Here is a 20,852-nt window from a genome sequence, read left to right as displayed (position 1 = left end):
GAGCGACCCTGCGTCAGCAGGCTACCTTGCCACTTCAAGACTAAGTCATTGGGGCCGCTGCGCGGCCCTTCGCGGGCACGCCCGCTCCCACAGGTACAACACAAGCCTCAAGGGCAGTGATATTCCTGTGGGAGCGGGCGTGCCCGCGAAGGGCCGCGCAGCGGCCCCAATGACTTAGTCTTGAAGTGGCAAGGTAGCCTGCTGACGCAGGGTCGCTCCCAGGAAGTAAGCCGGCGCACGCATCCGCGAAATCATCATCAGCACGATCCCCAGTGCCGAAATGATCGCCGCAATCACGAACACCAACCCCAGTCCGGCCACATGCGAACCGCTGCCGAAGTCCGGCGAGGCGCTGTCGATGGCCGTGCGCACGAAGATCACCGACAGGATCACCCCACCTACCAACGGGCACAGGCCGCGCATGAAGAAGTGGCGCAGGCTGCCGAACAGGCTGTCACGGAAGTACCAGACACAGGCGAACGCCGTCAGCGAATAGTAGAAGCAGATCATCATGCCCAGCGCCGTGATGGTGTCAGCCAGCACGTTCTCGCTTAGGGTGCGCATGGTCACGTAGAACAGACCTGCCGCCACACCGGCGCAGATGGTCGCGTAACGCGGGGTTTGCGAACGCGGGCAGACGCTGGCGAATTTCTGCGGCACCGCGCCGTAGTAACCCATGGCCAACAGCGTGCGCGCCGGCGACACGAAGGTCGACTGCAGCGACGCCGCGGTGCTCGCCAGCACAGCGATCGACATCAGGATCGCCAGAGGCCCCATCACCGGCCCGGCCAGGTGGGCAAACACGTTTTCCTGGATGCGCGGGTTGTTCAGGCCCAGGCCCTGCTCGCTGATACCGGCGAACTGCAGGGTGGCGATGGCGGTAATCAGGTACAGGCCGAGAATCAGCAGTACGGTCCAGGTAGCCGCCTTGCCCGGCACCTCGTCACTGCCGATCGACTCTTCGCTGACGGTCAGGCACACGTCCCAGCCCCAGAAGATGAAGATCGACAGCGAAAGCCCTGCAGCAAAGGCCGAGAACGACTCGACACCGAACGGGTTGAACCAGGCGAAATCGAACTCCAGCGGCGGTGGCGCGGTGGTACCGCCGAAGGCCGCGAAGGCAAAGCCGAGCAGCACCATCAGCTGCAGCGCCACCAGGCCGTACTGCACGGTCATGGTGGTGGCCATGCCACGGCAGCAGATCCACACCGCCAGGGCGATGAACACGCAACAGGTTGCGATGTTGATCAACAGGTTGTCAGCCAGTGCCGCCAGCTCATGGTGGCCGGTGATCTGGCTGAGGAACAGATAGAAGAAGTCGACGGCAACGCCCGCCAGGTTGGACAGCACGATGGTGGTGGCTACGACCAGCCCCCAGCCACCGATCCAGCCGATCATCGGGCCAAAGGCACGGGCCGACCAGGTAAACGAAGTGCCACTGTCTGGCTCGGCCGAATTCAGTTCGCGGTAGCCCAGGGCAACCAGCAGCATCGGCAGGAAGCCGACGATGAACACGGCGGGAAGATGTGCACCGACCTCACGTACGGTCGGGCCAAGAGCGCCGGTCAGGGTGTAGACCGGGGCAATGGTGGAAATGCCCAGCACCACGCTGGCCAGCAGGCCAAGACGGCCCTTGGCCAGGCCTTTGCTGCGCTGAGTGCTGCCCGAGTCGGCCACATCGGGTGGGCGGCCGGCTTCTGTGTAATTGCTCATGAGTTTTTGCCGTAACTATTGGAATTGTTTTCACAGGCCCTGTTCCCAAGGCCTGCTTCCACTCATTGAAAGCGCGCTGCCGGGGGTGAGTCATCCCGGACTTTTGGCTGACTTGCTGTCAGACCTCCCGTGCAGCATGGGCGATGCAGGCCTCGCGGAACGCCTGGAAAAGGCGCCTTGAGACCGGGTTGTCGGCGAAACGCCATTCAGGGTGCCACTGCACGCCAAGTACAAAGCCCGGCGCGTCAGGCATCGACACTGCTTCGATCAGGCCATCCGGGGCCCGTGCCTCGACTCGCAGGCCTGGGGCCAGGCGGTCGATGCCCTGACTGTGCAGCGAGTTGACCTCGAACTGCGCAGCCAGGCCCAGGCGCTCGAACATCCCGCCAGGTGCAACGCTGACGGGATGACGAGGGCCGTACTGCACCTCCAGGGGTGCATCCTCGGGTTCACGATGGTCCATGTAGCCGGGCAGCTCCTGCACACGCTGGTGCAAGCTGCCGCCCAGGGCCACGTTCAGCTCCTGGAAGCCACGGCAGATGCAGAACACCGGCACGCCGGCGGCAATCGCCGCCTGCAGCAACGGCAGGGTCAGCCGGTCACGGGCAAGGTCGTGCCGGGTCCCTTCGGCGCTGGCGGCGCCATTGTAATGATGCGGCTCGATATTTGAAGGCGAGCCGGTAAAAACAATGCCGTTAAGCCGGGACAGCAGCGCCTGCGTGTCACTGCCGCCGTCGCGGGCTGGCAGAATCAGCGGCAATCCGGCGAAGCCGGCGGCCTCCACATACTTGTCGCCCACCGTGTGCGACGAGTTCTTCCCCACCTGCTGGCGGCAGGCGCTGATACCGATCAAGGGGACCGCAATTGCGCTCATGGGCTTACACCGTGTGCAGGTACCAGTTGTATTCGAGGTCGGAAATCGAAACTTCGAACTCGGCCAGCTCACTTTCCTTGCAGGCCACGAAGATATCGATGTAATCCGGGCTGATGTATTGGTTAAGGACTTCGCTGTCATCCAGCGCACGCAGGGCGTCGCGCAGGTTGTTCGGCAGGCTCTGCTCCAGCTGTTCGTAGGAGTTGCCTTCGATCGGCGCACCTGGCTCGATCTTGCTGGTCAGGCCGTGGTGGATGCCGGCCAGGATGGCTGCCAGCATCAGGTACGGGTTGGCATCGGCGCCGGCCACGCGGTGCTCGATGCGCACGTTGTCACTGCTGTCGGTCGGTACGCGCACGGCCACGGTGCGGTTGTCCAGGCCCCAGCTCGGCGCGTTCGGTACGTAGAACTGCGCACCGAAGCGGCGATAGGAGTTGATGTTCGGGCACAGGAAGGCCATCGACGCCGGCATGGTCTCCAACACACCGCCGATGGCGTGGCGCAGGGCGTCGCTTTGCAGCGGGTCTTCATGGGCGAAGATGTTCTTGCCGGTTTTCTTGTCCAGCAGCGAAATGTGCACGTGCAGGCCATTGCCCGCCTGGCCCGGGTAGGGCTTGGCCATGAACGTGGTGTCCATTTCATGGTCGTAGGCGACGTTCTTGATCAGGCGCTTGAGCAGGATCGCATAGTCGCAGGCCTTCATCGGGTCAGCGACGTGGTGCAGGTTGACTTCGAACTGCGCCGGGGCACTTTCCTTGACGATGGCATCGGCTGGCAGGCCTTGCTCCTTGGCCGCTTCGAGCATGTCCTGCAGGCAGTCGGCGTACTCGTCGAGGTCGTCGATCAGGTACACCTGGGTCGACTGCGGGCGCTTGCCCGAGATGGGCGAGCGTGGCGGTTGCGGGCGGCCGTTGAGGTTGTCCTGGTCGATCAGGTAGAACTCCAGCTCGAACGCGGCGCAGATATCCAGGCCCATGGCGTCGAACTTGCTCACCACCTGGCGCAGCACTTCGCGCGGGTCGGCGAAGAACGGCTCACCGTCGAGTTCGTGCATGGTCATCAGCAACTGCGCGGTCGGGCGCTTCTGCCACGGCTCGTCGGACAGCGTGCCGGCAATCGGGTAGCAGATGCGGTCGGCGTCGCCGATATCCAGGCCCAGGCCGGTGCTTTCCACGGTCGAGCCATTGATGTCGAGGGCGAACAACGAAGCCGGCAGGTTGATACCTTTCTCGTACACCTTGTGCAGGCTGGCGCGCTCGATGCGCTTGCCGCGTACCACGCCGTTCATGTCGGAAATCAGCAGATCGACGTACTGCGTGTCCGGATGGGCCTGAAGGAAGTCATTCATCTCGCTGGAAGTACTGGCGCACGGGGTGACCGACGTCATGGCTTACATCCTATGATTTGCTGCGGCGATGTGGGGATACGGCTGGCGCCTCACGGGCGACGATGGTTGCAGCTGTTGTTTTTTTCACTTTCCCATCGTGGGGATTGGTTACCCGACCGGGCGCATTGATTCCGGGGGGCCGTTTCACTATAAAATGGCCCTCACGCAACAGACATTGGCAATTCGGCAAGCAGAGCGTGCACCAATGCAATATCAAATTACCCACGCCGACCTCTCCCTGGTCCTGGCACTGGAACGCGGGCGCTCACTGGCCAAGGCCGCCGAACTGCTCAAGGTCGACGTTTCGACCGTGTTCCGCTCGATTCGCCGGCTGGAGTCGGCGCTGGGCACCGCACTGTTCGTGAAAAGCCGCAAAGGCTACCTGCCGACCGACACGGCCCAGGCCCTGGCCGAGCAGGCCGAGCGCGCAGAGCAGGCGCTGGATGCCGCACGCATTGCCATGACCAGCGGCGAGCAAGTGGTCAGCGGTACCGTGCGCCTGACCTGCACCGAGGCGGTGATGCACAGCCTGCTGCTACCGGCGCTGGCGGCGTTCATGCCGAACTACCCGGCGTTGTCGCTGGAGATGGGCACCTCCAACACCTTCGCCAACCTCAGCCGGCGCGATGCCGACATCGCCCTGCGCCTGACCAATACGCCGCCGGAGCATCTGGTGGGTCGTTGCCTGGGTTCTACCTCTTATGTGATATGCGGTCAGCCCCAGTGGCGCGAGCGCTTGAATGAATCGGCCAGCAGCGTGCCGTGGATCGCCCCGGACGATTCCATGCAGGACCACCCCACCGTGGTCTGGCGCAACCAGCAGTACCCGGGGCTGAGCCCGCGCTACCAGTGCAGCGGCATGTCGACCATCGCCCAGCTGGTGAGCACCGGGCTGGGCGTGGCGGCATTGCCGGACTATATGGTCGATGCGTTGCCGGGGGTCGATGCGTTGAGCGGGCCGCTGCCGGGCTGCGATACCCAGCTGTGGCTGCTGACCCGGCCGGATTGCCGGGCGTTGCGCTCGGTGCAGACCTTGTTCGAGGAACTGACGCCGCGGTTGCGGGATGCGATGCTCTGAGGTTATCGTCAGGAGCATGTATCCAGGGTGTCTGTTCCGGCCCTTTCGCGGCTGAAGCCGCTCCCGCAGGGCACGGTGATACGCAGGCCCGACGGGGTAGCCGACAAAACAGCGCTTCCCTATTGGCTGGTGATTTTTTAAACTATCGAGTCCGCCTGCCCATATTGGGCTGCACGCCTACCGCATTTGCTACTGAGGAAGACCATGGCCCGCGTAACTGTTGAAGACTGCCTGGAACACGTGGATAACCGTTTTGAGCTGGTCATGCTCTCGACCAAGCGCGCCCGTCAGCTGGCTACCGGCGGCAAAGAGCCACGCGTAGCGTGGGAAAACGACAAGCCGACCGTGGTCGCCCTGCGCGAAATCGCCGAAGGTATCGTTACCCCTGAGTTCATCGCCGCCGAAGAGATCGTCACCGAGGATCCGGTTTTCGCCGCGTTCGAGGACGAGTCCAACGAGGCTGTCTGATCGATGCCCTGTCGACGTCGCGCGGCACAAGGCCCTCTTCCTCGGCAAGAGGTGAAACCATGCCGGGCATAGAAGCCTTAGCCGAACGGCTGTCGACCTACCTGGGCCCCGAACAGGTCAACCTGGTTCGCCGCGCCTATTTCTACGCCGAACAGGCACACGACGGGCAGCGCCGCCGCAGCGGCGAGCCCTACGTGACCCATCCGCTGGCCGTGGCCAGCATCCTCGCCGACATGCACATGGACCATCAGAGCCTGATGGCAGCCATGCTGCACGACGTGATCGAAGACACCGGCATCGCCAAGGAAGCCCTCTGCCAGCAGTTTGGCGAGACCGTGGCCGAACTGGTCGATGGGGTCAGCAAACTGACCCAGATGAACTTCGAGACCAAGGCCGAGGCGCAGGCCGAAAACTTCCAGAAGATGGCCATGGCCATGGCCCGCGATATCCGCGTGATCCTGGTCAAGCTGGCCGACCGCCTGCACAACATGCGCACCCTTGAAGTGCTGTCTGGCGAGAAACGCCGGCGCATCGCCAAGGAAACCCTCGAGATCTACGCCCCCATCGCCAACCGCCTGGGCATGCACACGGTGCGCGTGGAGTTCGAGGACCTCGGCTTCAAGGCCATGCACCCGATGCGTTCGTCGCTGATCCACCGGGCGGTGAAGAGCGCACGCGGCAACCGTAAAGAGATCGTCGCCAAGATCGAGCACTCGCTGGCCAACTGCCTGGCTGCCGACGGCATCGAGGGCGAGGTCAGCGGCCGGCAGAAACACCTCTATGGCATCTACAAGAAGATGCGTGGCAAGCGCCGCGCCTTCAACGAGATCATGGACGTGTATGCCTTCCGCATCATCGTCGACAAGGTCGACACCTGCTACCGCGTGCTTGGCGCCGTGCACAACCTGTACAAGCCGCTGCCCGGTCGTTTCAAGGATTACATCGCGATCCCCAAGGCCAACGGCTACCAGTCGTTGCACACCACGCTGTTCGGCATGCACGGCGTGCCCATCGAGATCCAGATTCGCACCCGCGAGATGGAAGAGATGGCCAACAACGGCATCGCTGCGCACTGGCTGTACAAGTCCAACGAGGACGAGCAGCCCAAGGGCAGCCACGCCCGGGCGCGGCAGTGGGTCAAGGGCATCCTCGAACTGCAGCAGCGTGCCGGCAACTCGCTGGAATTCATTGAAAGCGTGAAGATCGACCTGTTCCCGGACGAGGTCTACGTGTTCACGCCCAAAGGCCGGATCATGGAGCTGCCCAAAGGCTCCACGGCCGTCGACTTCGCCTACGCGGTGCACACCGACGTCGGCAACAGCTGCATCGCCTGCCGCATCAACCGCCGCCTGGCGCCGCTGTCCGAACCGCTGCAGAGTGGCTCGACGGTGGAAATCGTCAGCGCCCCGGGCGCACGGCCGAATCCGGCCTGGCTCAATTTCGTGGTTACCGGCAAGGCGCGCACGCACATTCGCCACGCCCTCAAGCAGCAGCGCCGCTCCGAGTCGATCAGCCTCGGCGAGCGCCTGCTGAACAAGGTGCTGACCGGTTTCGACAGCAGCCTGGAGAAGATCCCCCAGGAGCGTATCCAGGCGATTCTCGCCGAGTACCGCCTGGAGCTGATCGAAGACCTGCTCGAAGACATCGGCCTGGGCAACCGCATGGCCTACGTGGTCGCCCGCCGCCTGCTGTCGGCCGAAGGCGAACAGCTGCCGGCGCCGGAAGGCCCGCTGGCGATCCGCGGAACCGAAGGCCTGGTACTGAGCTACGCCAAGTGCTGCACACCGATCCCGGGCGACCCGATCGTCGGCCACCTGTCAGCAGGCAAGGGCATGGTCGTGCACCTGGAAAACTGCCGCAACATCAGCGAAATCCGCCACAACCCGGAGAAGTGCGTACAACTCTCGTGGGCCAAGGACATCGCTGGCGAATTCAACGTCGAGCTGCGTGTCGAACTTGAACACCAGCGCGGCCTGATCGCCCTGCTGGCCAGCAGCGTCAACGCTGCCGACGGCAACATCGAGAAGATCAGCATGGACGAACGCGACGGCCGTATCAGCGTGGTCCAACTGGTGGTCAGCGTGCACGACCGTGTGCACCTGGCGCGTGTGATCAAGAAGCTGCGTACCTTGACCGGCGTGGTCCGCATCACCCGCATGCGTACGTAGTCCGCCAACCGCAAGGAGTCATCATGAGCAAGACCGTAATCAACAGCGACAAGGCCCCTGCCGCTATCGGCACCTACTCCCAGGCGATCAAGGCCGGCAACACCGTCTACATGTCGGGCCAGATCCCGCTGGACCCGAAGACCATGGAACTGGTCGAAGGCTTCGAAGCCCAGACCGTACAGGTATTCGAGAACCTCAAGTCCGTGGCTGAAGCGGCTGGCGGTTCGTTCAAGGACATCGTCAAGCTGAACATCTTCCTCACCGACCTGAGCCACTTCGCCAAGGTCAACGAGGTGATGGGCCGCTACTTCGAACAGCCTTACCCAGCCCGCGCCGCCATCGGCGTTGCTGCTCTGCCGAAAGGCGCCCAGGTCGAAATGGACGCCATCCTGGTCATCGAATGATGCCCCTGGTGACGGGCGCCCTGCCCGTCACCCTCCTCTGCAAGGTTATCCCGTCATGCGTCAAGCACTGCCCCTCGCGCTGGCAGCCCTGCTCCTGGGCGGCTGCGCCAGCCACAAACCCGAAGATTTCAATGGCACCTGGATCAACCAGGCCGCCATCAAGGCCGCCAGCAAAGGCGGCAGCCTGCGCCAGGCCCTGAACGAGCATGGCCCGGTGTTCGAGTGGAAACTCGATGTCGCCCACCAGCAGGCCAGCTTCAGCAATGGCTTCGAGGCTGCCGACGGCCAGCTGAGCGCCAACCAGAAACAATGGCAGGCCAGCTTCCAGGGTGGCCAGACCGAACAGCTCGAACTCGATGGCGATGAACTGAAAGCCACCACCCAGAGCGGTGCCGAGCAGACCTTCGTGCGCGCCAAGCAGCCCGGCAACGCGCCATTGGGCGGCAGCTTCGAGAAAGCGCTGTACCAGGCCTACCTCGGTGGCGACTGGAAGATCATCGAGGGCCAGGGCAAGGGCGGCACCGTGCGCTTCAGCGATACTGGCAACGTTACCGGCCTGCCAGGCCCGGACCGTTTCGCCCTGTGCCTGGCCGGCGACTGCGCCAGCATGGGTGGCGACAACGACAGCCTGTGGCTGGAGCGCAATCAGCGCGGCGCGCCGTTCATCTTCAAGCGTGATGGCGACAAGATGGCAATCTTCCAGGCAGTGAACACTGCCCAGGCAGACGAGATTCCGCAGCTGGCAGCCGGCGCACAGCAGTGGGTGCTGGAGCGGGACTGAAGCCGTACTTGGCCTTGAACCCGATCCCTGTGGGAGCGGCCTTGGGTCGCGAAAGGGCCGCGCAGCGGCCCCAGTATTTCAGCTTCGCCGCATAGATTGCCGGGGCTGCTTCGCAGCCCTTTCGCGACGCAAGGCCGCTCCACAAAGAGCACCACACCTACCGGACAGATCAGCGCTTGCCTGCCAGAATCGCCGCATAGCCTTCCTTGTAGCTGGGATACTCCGGCGCCCAGCCCAACGCCCGCACCCGGGCATTGCTGCAACGCTTGCTGCCGGTACGGCGCACCTGCTGCTCATCGGACCACTCGGTAACCCCCATGTACCCCCGCAGCCAGGCCACCACATCGGCCAGCGGCGCCGGGTCGTCATCGACGCCAATGTAGCAATCCTCCAGCGCCACACCATCGGCATCGGCCTGCAGCAGGAACGCCATCAGGCTCGCCGCATCCTCGGCATGAATCCGATTGCCGTACAGCGGCGGCTCCTCAGCCACCCGATAGCCTTGTCGCACCTGGCTCAGCAGCCACTCGCGACCCGGGCCATAGATGCCGGTCAGGCGAATCACACTGGCAGGCATGCCGCTGGCCAGCGCCAACCCTTCGGCCTCCAGCATCACCTTCCCGGAATAACCTTCAGGTTCGGTGGCAGCGGTTTCGTCGATCCATTCACCTTCCTTTTGCGCGAACACGCTGCTGCTGGAGACGAACAGCAAACGCCGTGGGCGCTGGCCACGCTCGGCCAGCCACGCCAGCACATGGCGCAGACCGTCGACGTAAGCGGCTTGATAGCCCGCCTCGTCATGCTGACTGGCAGCGACGCAGTACACCAGGTAGTCCGGCGAGCGCTGCGGCCAGGCCAGTGGGATGGCCGGGTCGGACAGGTCGGCAGCGATGGGCACGACGCCCTTGGGCAACTGCTCGACCGAGCGGCGAAGGCCACTGACTTGCCAGCCTTTGGCCAGCAGCTGGCGGGCCAGACGGCCGCCTACATCACCACATCCCACGATAATTGCGGAAAGGTCTGACATCACAAAACTCCCTAGACCAAAGGATCAGGCTAGCCGTATTACACGATAGGCGGCTAGACCGCAGGTGAAAAAAGCAACAAGATTACTTTTGTTAACAAGAATTACTTGCAATAATGGCACCCCTATCTGTTCTCGGCCTATCTCGAGGCCTTGGAGAACGCACACTTTCTTCTTCATCAGGTCCGGCCAGCATGACACGTACTCAACCTTCCGCTTCGCCAACCCCGTCGCGCGCCTGGCGCGCCATCGCCGCGCTGATGTTCAGCCTGGTGTTGGCCCCAGTGGCCATGGCTGATGAGCCTAACGCCAACACCGCCACCCCGGCTGCCGTCGCCGCTCCGGCCACCCCGGCCCCGGCTGCTGTCGAAGGCCAGGCCGCCACCCCGGTCGATGCCCCTGCCGCTGCCGACCCGGCCGTTCAGGAACTGGTTGAAGACACCTCGCTGGGCATGGCCCACGACCTGTCCCCGTGGGGCATGTACAAGAACGCTGACATCGTCGTGAAAATCGTGATGATCGGCCTGGCCATCGCTTCGATCATCACCTGGACCATCTGGATCGCCAAGGGCTTCGAGCTGATGGGTGCCAAGCGCCGTCTGCGTGGCGAGATCGCCGCCCTGAAGAAGTCGGTGAGCCTGAAAGAAGCCAGCAGCGTCTCCAATAAAGAAGGCACCCTGGCCCACACCCTGGTCCACGATGCCCTGGAGGAGATGCGCCTGTCGGCCAATGCCCGCGAGAAAGAAGGCATCAAGGAACGCGTCAGCTTCCGCCTGGAGCGCCTGGTAGCCGCCAGCGGTCGCGCCATGAGCAACGGCACCGGCGTGCTCGCCACCATCGGTTCCACCGCGCCATTCGTCGGCCTGTTCGGTACCGTGTGGGGCATCATGAACAGCTTCATCGGCATCGCCAAGACCCAGACCACCAACCTGGCCGTAGTCGCCCCAGGTATCGCCGAGGCCCTGCTGGCCACTGCCCTGGGTCTGGTCGCAGCGATCCCGGCCGTGGTCATCTACAACGTCTTCGCCCGCTCCATCGCTGGCTACAAGGCACAGGTGTCCGACGCTTCCGCCCAGGTGCTGCTGCTGGTCAGCCGTGACCTGGACCACCAGGGCAGCGACCGCGCCGCCCCGCACATGGTGAAAGTGGGGTAAACCATGGGCCTGCATCTCAACGAAGGTGGCGACGACCTCGCCGAAAACCACGAAATCAACGTTACGCCGTTCATCGACGTGATGCTGGTACTGCTGATCATCTTCATGGTCGCAGCGCCGCTGGCCACGGTCGACATCAAGGTCGACCTGCCGGCCTCGACTGCCAAGCCGGCACCGAGGCCCGAGAAACCGGTGTTCGTCAGCGTCAAGGCCGACCAGAAGCTGTATGTCGGCGACGATCAGGTCCCTGCCCCCGAACAGCTTGGTCCGATGCTCGACGCCAAGACCAAGGGCGACAAGGAAACCACCATCTTCTTCCAGGCCGACAAGGGCGTGGATTACGGTGACCTGATGGAAGTGATGAACAACATGCGCGCGGCCGGCTACCTCAAGGTCGGTCTGGTAGGTCTCGAGACGGCAGCCAAGAAATGACGAAACCGCGCTCAAACGTGGCGCGCTACGGTGGCAGCCTGGCGATCGTGCTGGGCGTGCACGTGGTCGCCGTGCTGCTGACGCTCAACTGGTCGGTGCCCCAGGCTATCGAACTGCCCCCGGCAGCCATGATGGTCGAGCTGGCACCGCTGCCCGAGCCCGCGCCGCCACCGCCACCGAAAGCCGCCCCACAGCCACCGGCACCGGTCGAAGAGCCGCCGTTGCCGAAGCTGGTCGAGGCGCCGAAACCGAAGATCGCCATCGCCAAGCCGCCTAAGCCGAAGCCCAAGCCTCAGCCACCGAAGCCTGAGAAGAAGCCTGAGCCGCCTAAGGATGAGCCACCGGCCAAGGAACAGGTAGCCGATACGCCGCCAAGCAACACGCCACCGCAGAAGTCGGCGGCACCGGCGCCAAGCATCGCCTCCAACAGCCAGGCACTGCCAACCTGGCAGAGCGACCTGCTGCGCCACCTGGCGAAGTACAAGCGCTACCCGGAGGACGCGCGCCGTCGTGGCCTGCAAGGCATCAACCGCCTGCGCTTCGTGGTCGACGCCGAAGGTAAAGTGGTGTCCTACTCCATGGCAGGCGGCTCCGGCAGCGCGGCCCTGGACCGGGCGACCATGGAAATGATCCGCCGCGCCGGCACGGTACCCAAGCCGCCAGCCGAGTTGCTGACCAATGGCACGATCGAAGTAGTGGCACCGTTCGTCTACTCGCTGGACCGTCGCTGATACTTTTGTTTCTGTCACAAATCGGCAAGTCTGATAACGTGCGTCTATCAATTGCAGCCGCTATGCTGGGCCCGCAACTTCATGGACGCACGTTATGACCCTCACAGAATTACGCTACATCGTCACGCTCGCCCAGGAGCAGCACTTCGGCCATGCTGCCGAGCGCTGCCACGTCAGCCAGCCGACCCTGTCGGTCGGCGTGAAGAAGCTTGAGGACGAGCTTGGCGTGCTGATCTTCGAGCGCAGCAAGAGCGCGGTGCGCCTGACCCCGGTCGGTGAAAGCATCGTGGCCCAGGCGCAGAAGGTCTTGGAGCAAGCTCAGGGTATTCGCGAGCTGGCCCAGGCCGGCAAGAACCAGCTGACCGCCCCGCTCAAGGTCGGCGCCATCTATACCGTCGGCCCGTACCTGTTCCCGCACCTGATCCCTCAGCTGCATCGGGTGGCGCCGCAGATGCCGCTGTACATCGAAGAAAACTTCACCCATGTGCTGCGCGAGAAGCTGCGCAACGGCGAACTGGACGCAGTGATCATCGCCCTGCCGTTCAACGAAGCCGATGTGCTGACCCTGCCGCTGTACGACGAACCTTTCTGTGCCCTGATGCCAGCCGACCACCCGTGGACGGCGAAGAAAACCATCGACACTGCCATGCTCAACGACAAGAGCCTGCTGCTGCTCGGCGAGGGCCACTGCTTCCGCGACCAGGTGCTGGAAGCCTGCCCGACGCTGAACAAAGGTGGCGAAGGCTCCAAGCACACCACAGTCGAGTCCAGCTCGCTGGAAACCATCCGCCACATGGTCGCGTCCGGCCTGGGTGTATCGATCTTGCCGCTGTCGGCCGTGCACAGCCATCACTATGCGCCAGGGGTCATCGAAGTGCGTCCGCTGACCCCGCCAGCACCGTTCCGTACCGTGGCCATCGCCTGGCGCGCCAGCTTCCCGCGGCCGAAGGCGATCGAGATCCTTGCCGACTCGATCCGCCTCTGCTCGGTGGCCAAGCCGCCAGTGGAACAACCGGCCTGATCCATGACTGAGTTGTCGAAGGTTTCGGTCACGGCGCTCAAGGGCGTAGGCGATGCCATGGCGGAAAAGCTCGCCAAGGTTGGCCTGGAGAACCTGCAGGATGTGCTGTTCCACCTGCCCCTGCGCTATCAGGATCGCACCCGCGTGGTGCCAATCGGCCAGTTGCGCCCGGGCCAGGACGCGGTGATCGAGGGTGTCGTCAGTGGAGCCGACGTGACCATGGGCAAGCGCCGTAGCCTGGTGGTACGCCTGGGTGACGGCACGGGCGTGTTGAGCCTGCGTTTCTACCACTTCAGCAATGCGCAGAAGGAAGGCCTCAAGCGCGGCACCCACCTGCGCTGCTACGGCGAAGCCCGCCCCGGCGCCTCGGGCCTGGAGATCTACCACCCGGAATACCGTGCGCTGAATGGCGACGAGCCGCCGCCACCGGTCGAGCAGACCCTGACGCCGATCTACCCGTCCACCGAAGGCCTGACCCAACAGCGCCTGCGCCTGCTCTGCCAGCAGAGCCTGGGCATGCTCGGGCCGCGCAGCCTGCCCGACTGGCTACCCGACGAACTGGCCCGCGACTACCACCTGGCGCCGCTGGACGATGCCATCCGCTACCTGCACAACCCGCCGGCCGATGCCGACCTCGACGAGCTCGCCGAAGGCCAGCACTGGGCCCAGCATCGCCTGGCCTTCGAAGAGTTGCTGACCCACCAGCTGTCGCAGCAACGCCTGCGCGAAAGCCTGCGCAGCTTGCGCGCGCCGGTACTGCCAAAAGCCAAGCGCCTGCAGGCGCAGTACCTGGCCAACCTGGGTTTCCAGCCGACCGGGGCGCAGCAGCGGGTAGCCAACGAAATCGCCTATGACCTCAGCCAGCACGAGCCCATGATGCGCCTGGTGCAGGGCGATGTCGGCGCCGGCAAGACCGTGGTCGCCGCCCTCGCCGCACTGCAGGCCCTGGAAGCCGGTTACCAGGTGGCGCTGATGGCGCCTACCGAGATCCTCGCCGAACAGCACTACATCACCTTCAAGCGCTGGCTGGAGCCGCTGGGCATCGACGTCGCCTGGCTGGCCGGCAAGCTCAAGGGCAAGGCCCGCGCCAGCGCCCTGGAGCAGATCGCCGGCGGTGCACCGATGGTGGTCGGTACCCACGCGCTGTTCCAGGAAGAAGTCCGCTTCAAGCACCTGGCCCTGGCGATCATCGACGAGCAGCACCGCTTCGGCGTGCAGCAACGCCTGGCCCTGCGCAAGAAAGGCGTGGCCGGCGAGCTGTGCCCACACCAGCTGATCATGACCGCCACGCCGATCCCGCGCACCTTGGCCATGAGCGCCTATGCCGACCTCGACACCTCGGTGCTCGACGAACTGCCGCCTGGGCGCACACCGGTGAATACCGTGCTGGTCGCCGACAGCCGCCGCTTCGAAGTGGTCGAGCGGGTCCGTGCCGCCTGTGCCGAAGGGCGCCAGGCCTACTGGGTGTGCACGCTGATCGAGGAATCCGAAGAGCTGACCTGCCAGGCGGCCGAGAGCACCTTCGAAGAGCTTGGCAGTGCACTCGGCGAACTGCGCGTGGGCCTGATCCACGGCCGCATGAAGCCGGCAGAAAAGGCCGAGGTCATGGCCGAGTTCAAGCAAGGCAACCTGCAACTGCTGGTCGCCACCACGGTGATCGAGGTCGGCGTGGACGTGCCCAACGCCAGCCTGATGATCATCGAGAACCCTGAGCGTCTGGGCCTGGCCCAACTGCACCAGCTGCGTGGCCGAGTTGGCCGGGGTAGCGCGGTGAGCCATTGCGTGCTGCTGTATCACCCGCCGCTGTCGCAGATTGGCCGCGAACGTCTGGGGATCATGCGGGAAACCAACGATGGCTTCATCATCGCCGAGAAAGACCTCGAACTGCGCGGGCCCGGCGAAATGCTCGGCACACGCCAGACCGGCCTGCTGCAGTTCAAGGTCGCCGACCTGATGCGCGACGCCGACCTGCTGCCGGCCGTGCGTGACGCTGCCCAGGCGCTGCTGGCCCGCTGGCCCGACCATGTCAGCCCGCTGCTCGACCGTTGGCTGCGTCACGGTCAACAATATGGCCAGGTGTGACGCCTGTCCCAGAATGGATCCAGCTTTGCCAGCAGGCTGGTTATACTTCGCGTTTAAAAGAATTTGTGGATACAGACCATGACTGAAGTTGCCCTGGACACCGCAACCCCACACGCACCGTCTGTCATCCGGCTGTTGCTCGAAAAACTGCACGTTGCCTTTGAAGAGGTGGCGGAACATCCGGAGCTGCCAGCCGCGTCCCGGGTGCAGGCGATCCTGCTCGATGACGAAATCGGCGCCCTGCTGGTGCTGTTCCCGCAGAGCAAGCTACTGGACCTCAACCGTCTCGAAGAGCTGACCGGTCGCAAGCTCAAGGCCGTGCCGTTGCCACGCCTCAAGCAGATGCTCGACAAGCACCAGCTCAAGGCCCTGCCGGCCATTCCGGCCCTGACCAGCTCGCCCTGCCTGTACGAAGGCAAGCTGCTTGAGGCCGAACACCTGTACATCCAGTCTGGCGAAGCCGGCCTGCTGCTGAAGGTACGCCGTGATGATTTCAAGCGCATGCTCGCCAAGGCCAGTGCCGGCACGTTCGGCCAGCCTGTGCGCGACATCCGCCCCAACCTCGATCGCCCGGATGACGACCCCAAGGAAATAACCCTGGCGGTCCAGGCCTTTACGGCCCGGCGCATCCAGAAGCGCCTGGAAGAAACCATCGAGATCCCGCCCCTGGCCGACACGGCGCAGAAGATCATCAAGCTGCGGGTCGACCCCAACGCCAGCATCGACGACATCACCGGCGTGGTCGAAACCGACCCGGCTCTGGCCGCCCAGGTGGTCAGCTGGGCCGCTTCTCCCTACTACGCCTCACCCGGCAAGATCCGCTCGGTGGAAGACGCCATCGTCCGTGTGCTGGGCTTCGACCTGGTGATCAACCTGGCCCTCGGCCTGGCGCTGGGCAAGACCCTGAGCCTGCCCAAGGACCACCCGCAGCAGGCCACGCCGTACTGGCAGCAGTCGATCTACACCGCAGCCATCATCGAAGGCCTGACCCGCGCCATGCCGCGCGCCGAGCGCCCGGAAGCCGGCCTGACCTACCTGGCAGGGCTGCTGCACAACTTCGGCTACCTGCTGCTGGCGCATGTATTCCCGCCGCACTTCTCGTTGATCTGCCGCCATCTGGAGGTCAACCCGCACCTGTGTCACACCTACGTGGAACAACACCTGCTGGGCATCAGCCGCGAACAGATCGGCGCCTGGCTGATGAAGCTGTGGGACATGCCCGAAGAGTTGTCGACCGCGCTGCGCTTCCAGCATGACCCGGCGTATGACGGCGAATACTCGGCGTATCCCAACCTGGTGTGCCTGGCGACCCGTCTGCTGCGCTCGCGGGGCATTGGCTCGGGGCCACAGGAGCAGATTCCCGATGAGCTGCTGGAACGTCTGGGGATCACCCGTGACAAGGCGGAGGAAGTGGTGAACAAGGTGCTCGAGGCCGAGGCCTTGTTGCGGGATCTGGCGTCGCAGCTCAACGCCCCGCACTGACGCTATCGCCACCCCTGTGGGAGCGGGCTTGCCCGCGAAGCAGACACCGCGGTGCATGGCACCGGCTGCGCCGGTGTTCGCGGGCGAGCCCGCTCCCACAGAGGTCCCGGTCAGCCTGGGGAACGTGTCAGCCTTTCTTCTTCGGCTTCAGGTATTTCATCAGCCCCTGGAACCACATCACCAGCGCCGGATTGCCCTTGATCTGGATGTTCTTGTCCTGAATGCCCTGCATGAACGCCAGTTGCTTGTTGCCCGCCTGCATCGTCGCAAAGCCGTAGGCCGCGTCCTTGAAGGCAATCGCAAAGGCCGGCTGCGGATGGCTACCACCTTTGCTGCTAATGCGCTCGCCGCTAACGATGAAGTGCCGCGCCACCTTGCCGTCCAGCGTCTGCATCTGGAACACCAGGTCCTTGTCCTTGAGTTGCTGCTGGAATGCCGGGTTGTTGCGGCTGGCCCTGGCCATCAGCAGCCCCATGGCCCAGAGAAGAAAGCGAAACTTCATCAACGCGCCTCGAATAAAAAATGACTGAAGCGCGCAGTTTATCCTTTTCCTGAACCAATTACGCAAGTTCGAAACATTTAGCCTCCAGAATGCATAACGGGCGCCCTGGGGCGCCCGCTTGGATGACACTGGGGGTCAGCAGTCGATCACTTTTTCTTGGCTGGCTTGGCAGGCGTGTTGACGCTGTCGCGCAGGTTCTTGCCAGGCTTGAAGGCAACGGTGTTGCTGGCCTTGATCTTCACCGGTTGACCGGTTTGCGGGTTCTTGCCAGTGCGGGCACCACGATGACGTTTTTCAAAGGTACCGAAACCGACCAGGGTGACCGTGTCCTTGTCCAGGGCACCGGTGATGCTGTCGAGAATAGCGTTCAGCACCTGGTTGGCTTTTTCCTTGGTCATGTCAGCCTTTTCGGCGATGACAGCGGCGAGTTCTGGTTTACGCATAGTGAAGCCTCTTTGACGGAATTTCTTGTTGTTATGCCGTGCTGCCATTGAAGCAGCGTTCAAGGCACCGCAGGCTCTAATCTGCGGCAGACGGAACTGAGAATGGCACGCCCACCGAGGCCGCGCCAGTATCTGGGCGGCCATTGTGCGGGCAACAACAGGATAAATCCGACAGAACGCCCGCTATTCACGCCATCAAGGCGGGTAACTGCCGATTTAGCGCCAGTTTTTCCATGACGGCGCTGCCGGTCAGGGCATAGCCGAGCAACTGGCCGTCAGCAGCATGACAGAGCACTTTCAGGTCACTGCCCTGCCCTTCGACCTGCCAGTTGCCTTCACGGCCCACTGGCGGCGGTGACACCACCAGCGGGCAAGCCGGGGTCTTCACCGTAATCGGCATCGGCCCATAGCTGACCAGGGTCGGGTTACCGGCCAAAGTCTGCGCCAGGGCACGGGCGCAGGCCATCAACGGCATCACATAGAGCAGGTTGATACCGTCGACCTCGGCGCAATCGCCAAGGGCGAAGATGTTGTTGTGCGACGTACGCAGCTGGCGGTCCACGACCACGCCGCGGTTGATCTGCAGCCCGGCGGCGGCGGCGAGGTCGGTGCGCGGGCGCAGGCCGATGGCCGATACCACCAGGTCGCAGGCGATCACTTGCCCATCGGACAGGTGCGCCTCAAGCCCTTCACCCGCCTGTTGCAAGCGCGTCAGTACCGGGCCGAGGTGGAAGCGTACGCCCAGCCCTTCCAGGCCGGCTTGCACGGAAGCAGCGGCGGCCGGGTGCAACAAGGTCGGCATGACCTGTTCGCAGGGCGCCACCACGTCGACCTCGAAACCGCCCAGGCGCATGTCGTTGGCAAACTCGCAACCGATCAGGCCGGCGCCAAGAATCAGCACACGCTGCTTGCCCGCTGCAGCGGCACGGAAGCGTGCATAGTCTTCGAGGTCGTTGATCGGGAACACCCGCTCGACACCATCACCGTCGATCGGCACCTGCACGGTCTGCGCGCCCCAAGCCAGTACCAGGTCGCGATACTCGATCGCCTCTTCACCGATCCACAGGCGCTTGTGGCCCGGATCGATACCGCTGATGCGGGTATGGGTGCGGATCTCGGCCTTGAGCTGCTCGGCCATCACGCCAGGTTCGGCCATGCACAGGTCATCGGCGTCCTTGTGCTTGGCAAAGCCGGTGGAGAGCATGGGCTTGGAGTAGGAACGGCCGTCGTCGGCAGTAATCAGCAGCAGCGGCGTATCGCCATCGAGCTTGCGAAATTCACGGGCCAGGTTGTAGCCGGCCAGGCCGGTACCGATGATGACTACGGGGAACGTCATGCCGTGCTTTCCTCTATCAGCCGATGGAGATCATTTCGAAGTCGCTCTTGCCCACACCGCAGTCAGGGCACAGCCAGTCTGCCGGTACGTCTTCCCAGCGGGTACCGGGCGGAATGCCGTCGTCCGGCCACCCTTCGGCTTCGTCATAGATCAGGCCACAGACAATACACTGCCACTTTTTCATCAGGTCAATTTCCTCGGTGTCGCTCAGGCTTTGTTGTAGCCCGGCATTATGCAAGCAGTCAGGGCAATCATGCTAAGCTCGCCGCCTCTCTGGCTGTAAGCAAGCATACCGACGTGTCGTACGAATCCCCGCAAGCAGCCGCTGTCGCGTGGCTGCCGTATTCACAGCTGGCCACTGAAATCGACCAGCCAACCCTGGCCTGGCTGTTCGACGAAGGCTCCCTGACTCGCCGCCTCACCCAGCTGTCCCAGGACCACTTCAGTGTCACCCCCCTGTTCGAAGGCTGGCAACCGCTGCGCGATGACGAATGCCTGGCCCTGAACATCGCTCCAGGCGCCGAGGGCTGGGTGCGCGAGGTGTTCCTGCGCGGGCATGGCGAACCTTGGGTGTTCGCCCGCAGCGTGGCCAGCCGCAGCGCCCTGGAACGCGGCGGCCTGGACCTGGAAACCCTGGGCAGCCGATCACTAGGCGAGTTGCTGTTCTGCGACCAGGCGTTCATTCGCCACCCGATCGAAGTTTGCCGTTATCCGCAGGCCTGGCTACCGGCCAATGCCATGCAAGAGGGCCTGTGGGGGCGTCGCTCGCGCTTCGCCCGTGACGGCCTCGACCTGCTGGTGGCCGAGGTTTTCCTGCCTACACTGTGGCAAGCGGCCAAGGAGGAGAACCGCTGATGTACCTGCAACTGCTCAAGTCGCTCAACCGCCTGCACCCACGGGCCTGGGACTTCGTCCAGCTCAGCCGCATGGACCGGCCGATCGGCATCTATCTGCTGCTCTGGCCGACCCTGTCAGCGGTATGGATCGCCGGGCACGGCTCGCCGACCCTGGCCAATGTGCTGATCTTCGGCCTGGGCGTGGTGCTGATGCGCGCAGCCGGCTGCTGCATCAACGACTTCGCCGACCGCAAGGTCGATGGCCACGTCAAACGTACTGCAGACCGCCCGCTGGCAAGTGGCCGGGTCAAATCGCGCGAGGCGCTGGCGTTGTTCGCCATCCTGGTCGGTGTGAGTTTCCTGCTGGTGCTGTGCACCAACAGCCGGACCGTGTGGCTGTCGTTCGGCGCGGTGGCGCTGGCGTTCTGCTACCCGTTCATGAAGCGCTACACCTATTACCCGCAGGTGGTGCTGGGTGCCGCGTATTCCTGGGGCATCCCCATGGCCTTTACCGCGGCCGGTGGCGAATTGCCGGCCAGTGCCTGGCTGCTGTACATCGCCAACCTGCTGTGGACGGTGGGTTACGACACCTATTACGCCATGGTCGACCGCGATGACGACCTGAAGATCGGGGTGAAATCGACCGCGATTCTGTTCGGCGATGCGGACCGGATGATCATCCTGACCTTGCAGCTGTTGTCGTTGGGCTGTTTGCTGCTGGCGGGCAGCCGCTTCGAGCTGGGTGGCTGGTTCCACCTGGGGTTGCTGGGTGCGGCGGTGTGCTTCGCCTGGGAATACTGGTCGACGCGCAAGCTGGACCGCGAGTCGTGCTTCAAGGCGTTTCTGCACAATCACTGGGCGGGGTTGCTGGTGTTCATCGGGGTGGTGCTGGATTACGCCCTGCGCTGATCCTTGCCTCCACCTGTGGGAGCGGGT

The 20,852-nt window shown here is 63.8% G+C and carries 21 protein-coding genes; 13 read left to right on the top strand and 8 right to left on the bottom strand.

The window, feature by feature from the left end; genetic code table 11:
• Positions 1 to 174 precede the first annotated feature (174 nt).
• The 3 genes from J7573_RS06115 to J7573_RS06105 form a co-directional block, all read right to left on the bottom strand.
• Entirely contained in the window at positions 175 to 1,713 is a 1,539-nt protein-coding gene (locus J7573_RS06115) for an APC family permease (RefSeq protein WP_294330345.1), read from the bottom strand.
• Positions 1,714 to 1,831: 118 nt separating this feature from the next.
• Positions 1,832 to 2,587 (bottom strand): gamma-glutamyl-gamma-aminobutyrate hydrolase family protein, encoded by a 756-nt coding sequence (locus J7573_RS06110; RefSeq protein ID WP_294330343.1) that lies wholly within the window; start codon positions 2,585 to 2,587, stop codon positions 1,832 to 1,834.
• A 4-nt stretch (positions 2,588 to 2,591) separates the two neighbouring features.
• A complete protein-coding gene (locus tag J7573_RS06105) occupies positions 2,592 to 3,974 on the bottom strand; it encodes a glutamine synthetase family protein (RefSeq protein WP_152959030.1) in 1,383 nt (460 codons plus the stop codon).
• A 205-nt stretch (positions 3,975 to 4,179) separates the two neighbouring features.
• On the opposite strand from J7573_RS06105, the gene J7573_RS06100 reads away from it, so the two are divergent.
• From J7573_RS06100 to J7573_RS06080, 5 genes are all read left to right on the top strand, one after another.
• A complete protein-coding gene (locus J7573_RS06100) occupies positions 4,180 to 5,052 on the top strand; it encodes a LysR family transcriptional regulator (RefSeq protein WP_176508497.1) in 873 nt (290 codons plus the stop codon).
• 204 nt (positions 5,053 to 5,256) lie between these two features.
• The gene (gene rpoZ, locus J7573_RS06095; RefSeq protein ID WP_016394025.1) at positions 5,257 to 5,520 is read left to right on the top strand and encodes a DNA-directed RNA polymerase subunit omega; all 264 of its coding nucleotides are present in this window, start codon (positions 5,257 to 5,259) and stop codon (positions 5,518 to 5,520) included.
• 59 nt (positions 5,521 to 5,579) lie between these two features.
• Positions 5,580 to 7,688 carry a bifunctional GTP diphosphokinase/guanosine-3',5'-bis pyrophosphate 3'-pyrophosphohydrolase gene (spoT, locus tag J7573_RS06090; RefSeq protein WP_103448468.1) on the top strand — a complete coding sequence of 703 codons (2,109 nt, stop codon included), beginning with the start codon at positions 5,580 to 5,582 and terminating at the stop codon, positions 7,686 to 7,688.
• Between the two features lie 23 nt (positions 7,689 to 7,711).
• Complete coding sequence (locus tag J7573_RS06085; protein WP_043199829.1) at positions 7,712 to 8,092, top strand: RidA family protein; 381 nt, start codon at positions 7,712 to 7,714, stop codon at positions 8,090 to 8,092.
• A gap of 55 nt (positions 8,093 to 8,147) precedes the next feature.
• Complete coding sequence (locus J7573_RS06080; RefSeq protein ID WP_294330332.1) at positions 8,148 to 8,873, top strand: hypothetical protein; 726 nt, start codon at positions 8,148 to 8,150, stop codon at positions 8,871 to 8,873.
• Positions 8,874 to 9,042: 169 nt separating this feature from the next.
• On the opposite strand, the gene J7573_RS06075 is transcribed toward J7573_RS06080, so the two are convergent.
• The gene (locus tag J7573_RS06075) at positions 9,043 to 9,900 is read right to left on the bottom strand and encodes an SDR family oxidoreductase (protein WP_294330330.1); all 858 of its coding nucleotides are present in this window, start codon (positions 9,898 to 9,900) and stop codon (positions 9,043 to 9,045) included.
• Positions 9,901 to 10,091: 191 nt separating this feature from the next.
• On the opposite strand from J7573_RS06075, the gene exbB reads away from it, so the two are divergent.
• The 6 genes from exbB (at position 10,092) to J7573_RS06045 (ending at position 16,799) form a co-directional block, all read left to right on the top strand.
• Positions 10,092 to 11,051 (top strand): tonB-system energizer ExbB, encoded by a 960-nt coding sequence (exbB, locus tag J7573_RS06070; protein ID WP_294330328.1) that lies wholly within the window; start codon positions 10,092 to 10,094, stop codon positions 11,049 to 11,051.
• Between the two features lie 3 nt (positions 11,052 to 11,054).
• On the top strand, positions 11,055 to 11,483 hold the full coding sequence (gene exbD / locus J7573_RS06065) for a TonB system transport protein ExbD (protein WP_054884743.1): 429 nt from the start codon (positions 11,055 to 11,057) through the stop codon (positions 11,481 to 11,483).
• Positions 11,480 to 12,214 (top strand): energy transducer TonB, encoded by a 735-nt coding sequence (locus J7573_RS06060; RefSeq protein WP_079230316.1) that lies wholly within the window; start codon positions 11,480 to 11,482, stop codon positions 12,212 to 12,214. The genes exbD and J7573_RS06060 overlap by 4 nt, the downstream gene beginning before the upstream one ends.
• A gap of 94 nt (positions 12,215 to 12,308) precedes the next feature.
• Positions 12,309 to 13,235, top strand: a complete 927-nt coding sequence (locus tag J7573_RS06055) for a hydrogen peroxide-inducible genes activator (protein WP_054884745.1) — start codon at positions 12,309 to 12,311, stop codon at positions 13,233 to 13,235.
• Between the two features lie 3 nt (positions 13,236 to 13,238).
• On the top strand, positions 13,239 to 15,317 hold the full coding sequence (gene recG, locus J7573_RS06050; RefSeq protein WP_294330323.1) for an ATP-dependent DNA helicase RecG: 2,079 nt from the start codon (positions 13,239 to 13,241) through the stop codon (positions 15,315 to 15,317).
• A 78-nt stretch (positions 15,318 to 15,395) separates the two neighbouring features.
• The gene (locus J7573_RS06045) at positions 15,396 to 16,799 is read left to right on the top strand and encodes an aminoacyl-tRNA deacylase and HDOD domain-containing protein (protein WP_294330321.1); all 1,404 of its coding nucleotides are present in this window, start codon (positions 15,396 to 15,398) and stop codon (positions 16,797 to 16,799) included.
• 127 nt (positions 16,800 to 16,926) lie between these two features.
• Here J7573_RS06045 and J7573_RS06040 read toward each other — a convergent pair whose 3' ends face one another.
• The 4 genes from J7573_RS06040 to J7573_RS06025 form a co-directional block, all read right to left on the bottom strand.
• Complete coding sequence (locus tag J7573_RS06040) at positions 16,927 to 17,301, bottom strand: helicase (protein ID WP_027917039.1); 375 nt, start codon at positions 17,299 to 17,301, stop codon at positions 16,927 to 16,929.
• Positions 17,302 to 17,447: 146 nt separating this feature from the next.
• Positions 17,448 to 17,744 (bottom strand): HU family DNA-binding protein, encoded by a 297-nt coding sequence (locus J7573_RS06035; RefSeq protein ID WP_294330318.1) that lies wholly within the window; start codon positions 17,742 to 17,744, stop codon positions 17,448 to 17,450.
• A gap of 187 nt (positions 17,745 to 17,931) precedes the next feature.
• Positions 17,932 to 19,080, bottom strand: a complete 1,149-nt coding sequence (locus tag J7573_RS06030; protein WP_294330316.1) for an FAD-dependent oxidoreductase — start codon at positions 19,078 to 19,080, stop codon at positions 17,932 to 17,934.
• A gap of 16 nt (positions 19,081 to 19,096) precedes the next feature.
• On the bottom strand, positions 19,097 to 19,264 hold the full coding sequence (locus J7573_RS06025) for a rubredoxin (protein WP_027917042.1): 168 nt from the start codon (positions 19,262 to 19,264) through the stop codon (positions 19,097 to 19,099).
• Positions 19,265 to 19,377: 113 nt separating this feature from the next.
• On the opposite strand from J7573_RS06025, the gene J7573_RS06020 reads away from it, so the two are divergent.
• Both J7573_RS06020 and ubiA read left to right on the top strand, forming a co-directional pair.
• Positions 19,378 to 19,935, top strand: coding sequence for a chorismate lyase (locus J7573_RS06020; RefSeq protein ID WP_294330312.1), 558 nt, complete (start codon positions 19,378 to 19,380; stop codon positions 19,933 to 19,935).
• Complete coding sequence (ubiA, locus tag J7573_RS06015) at positions 19,935 to 20,825, top strand: 4-hydroxybenzoate octaprenyltransferase (protein ID WP_294330310.1); 891 nt, start codon at positions 19,935 to 19,937, stop codon at positions 20,823 to 20,825. The genes J7573_RS06020 and ubiA overlap by 1 nt, the downstream gene beginning before the upstream one ends.
• Positions 20,826 to 20,852 lie beyond the last annotated feature (27 nt).

Source organism: Pseudomonas sp., from assembly GCF_017744435.1.
Lineage (GTDB): Bacteria > Pseudomonadota > Gammaproteobacteria > Pseudomonadales > Pseudomonadaceae > Aquipseudomonas.
The sequence above is the reverse complement of the archived record's forward strand: the minus strand, read 5'-3'. Positions and strand labels throughout refer to the sequence as shown.

Coding starts and splice junctions, on each gene's coding strand:
- J7573_RS06115 (WP_294330345.1), bottom strand. CDS start 1,713: ATGAGCAATTACACAGAAGCCGGCCGCCCACCCGATGTGGCCGACTCG.
- J7573_RS06110 (WP_294330343.1), bottom strand. CDS start 2,587: ATGAGCGCAATTGCGGTCCCCTTGATCGGTATCAGCGCCTGCCGCCAG.
- J7573_RS06105 (WP_152959030.1), bottom strand. CDS start 3,974: ATGACGTCGGTCACCCCGTGCGCCAGTACTTCCAGCGAGATGAATGAC.
- J7573_RS06100 (WP_176508497.1), top strand. CDS start 4,180: ATGCAATATCAAATTACCCACGCCGACCTCTCCCTGGTCCTGGCACTG.
- rpoZ (WP_016394025.1), top strand. CDS start 5,257: ATGGCCCGCGTAACTGTTGAAGACTGCCTGGAACACGTGGATAACCGT.
- spoT (WP_103448468.1), top strand. CDS start 5,580: ATGCCGGGCATAGAAGCCTTAGCCGAACGGCTGTCGACCTACCTGGGC.
- J7573_RS06085 (WP_043199829.1), top strand. CDS start 7,712: ATGAGCAAGACCGTAATCAACAGCGACAAGGCCCCTGCCGCTATCGGC.
- J7573_RS06080 (WP_294330332.1), top strand. CDS start 8,148: ATGCGTCAAGCACTGCCCCTCGCGCTGGCAGCCCTGCTCCTGGGCGGC.
- J7573_RS06075 (WP_294330330.1), bottom strand. CDS start 9,900: ATGTCAGACCTTTCCGCAATTATCGTGGGATGTGGTGATGTAGGCGGC.
- exbB (WP_294330328.1), top strand. CDS start 10,092: ATGACACGTACTCAACCTTCCGCTTCGCCAACCCCGTCGCGCGCCTGG.
- exbD (WP_054884743.1), top strand. CDS start 11,055: ATGGGCCTGCATCTCAACGAAGGTGGCGACGACCTCGCCGAAAACCAC.
- J7573_RS06060 (WP_079230316.1), top strand. CDS start 11,480: ATGACGAAACCGCGCTCAAACGTGGCGCGCTACGGTGGCAGCCTGGCG.
- J7573_RS06055 (WP_054884745.1), top strand. CDS start 12,309: ATGACCCTCACAGAATTACGCTACATCGTCACGCTCGCCCAGGAGCAG.
- recG (WP_294330323.1), top strand. CDS start 13,239: ATGACTGAGTTGTCGAAGGTTTCGGTCACGGCGCTCAAGGGCGTAGGC.
- J7573_RS06045 (WP_294330321.1), top strand. CDS start 15,396: ATGACTGAAGTTGCCCTGGACACCGCAACCCCACACGCACCGTCTGTC.
- J7573_RS06040 (WP_027917039.1), bottom strand. CDS start 17,301: ATGAAGTTTCGCTTTCTTCTCTGGGCCATGGGGCTGCTGATGGCCAGG.
- J7573_RS06035 (WP_294330318.1), bottom strand. CDS start 17,744: ATGCGTAAACCAGAACTCGCCGCTGTCATCGCCGAAAAGGCTGACATG.
- J7573_RS06030 (WP_294330316.1), bottom strand. CDS start 19,080: ATGACGTTCCCCGTAGTCATCATCGGTACCGGCCTGGCCGGCTACAAC.
- J7573_RS06025 (WP_027917042.1), bottom strand. CDS start 19,264: ATGAAAAAGTGGCAGTGTATTGTCTGTGGCCTGATCTATGACGAAGCC.
- ubiA (WP_294330310.1), top strand. CDS start 19,935: ATGTACCTGCAACTGCTCAAGTCGCTCAACCGCCTGCACCCACGGGCC.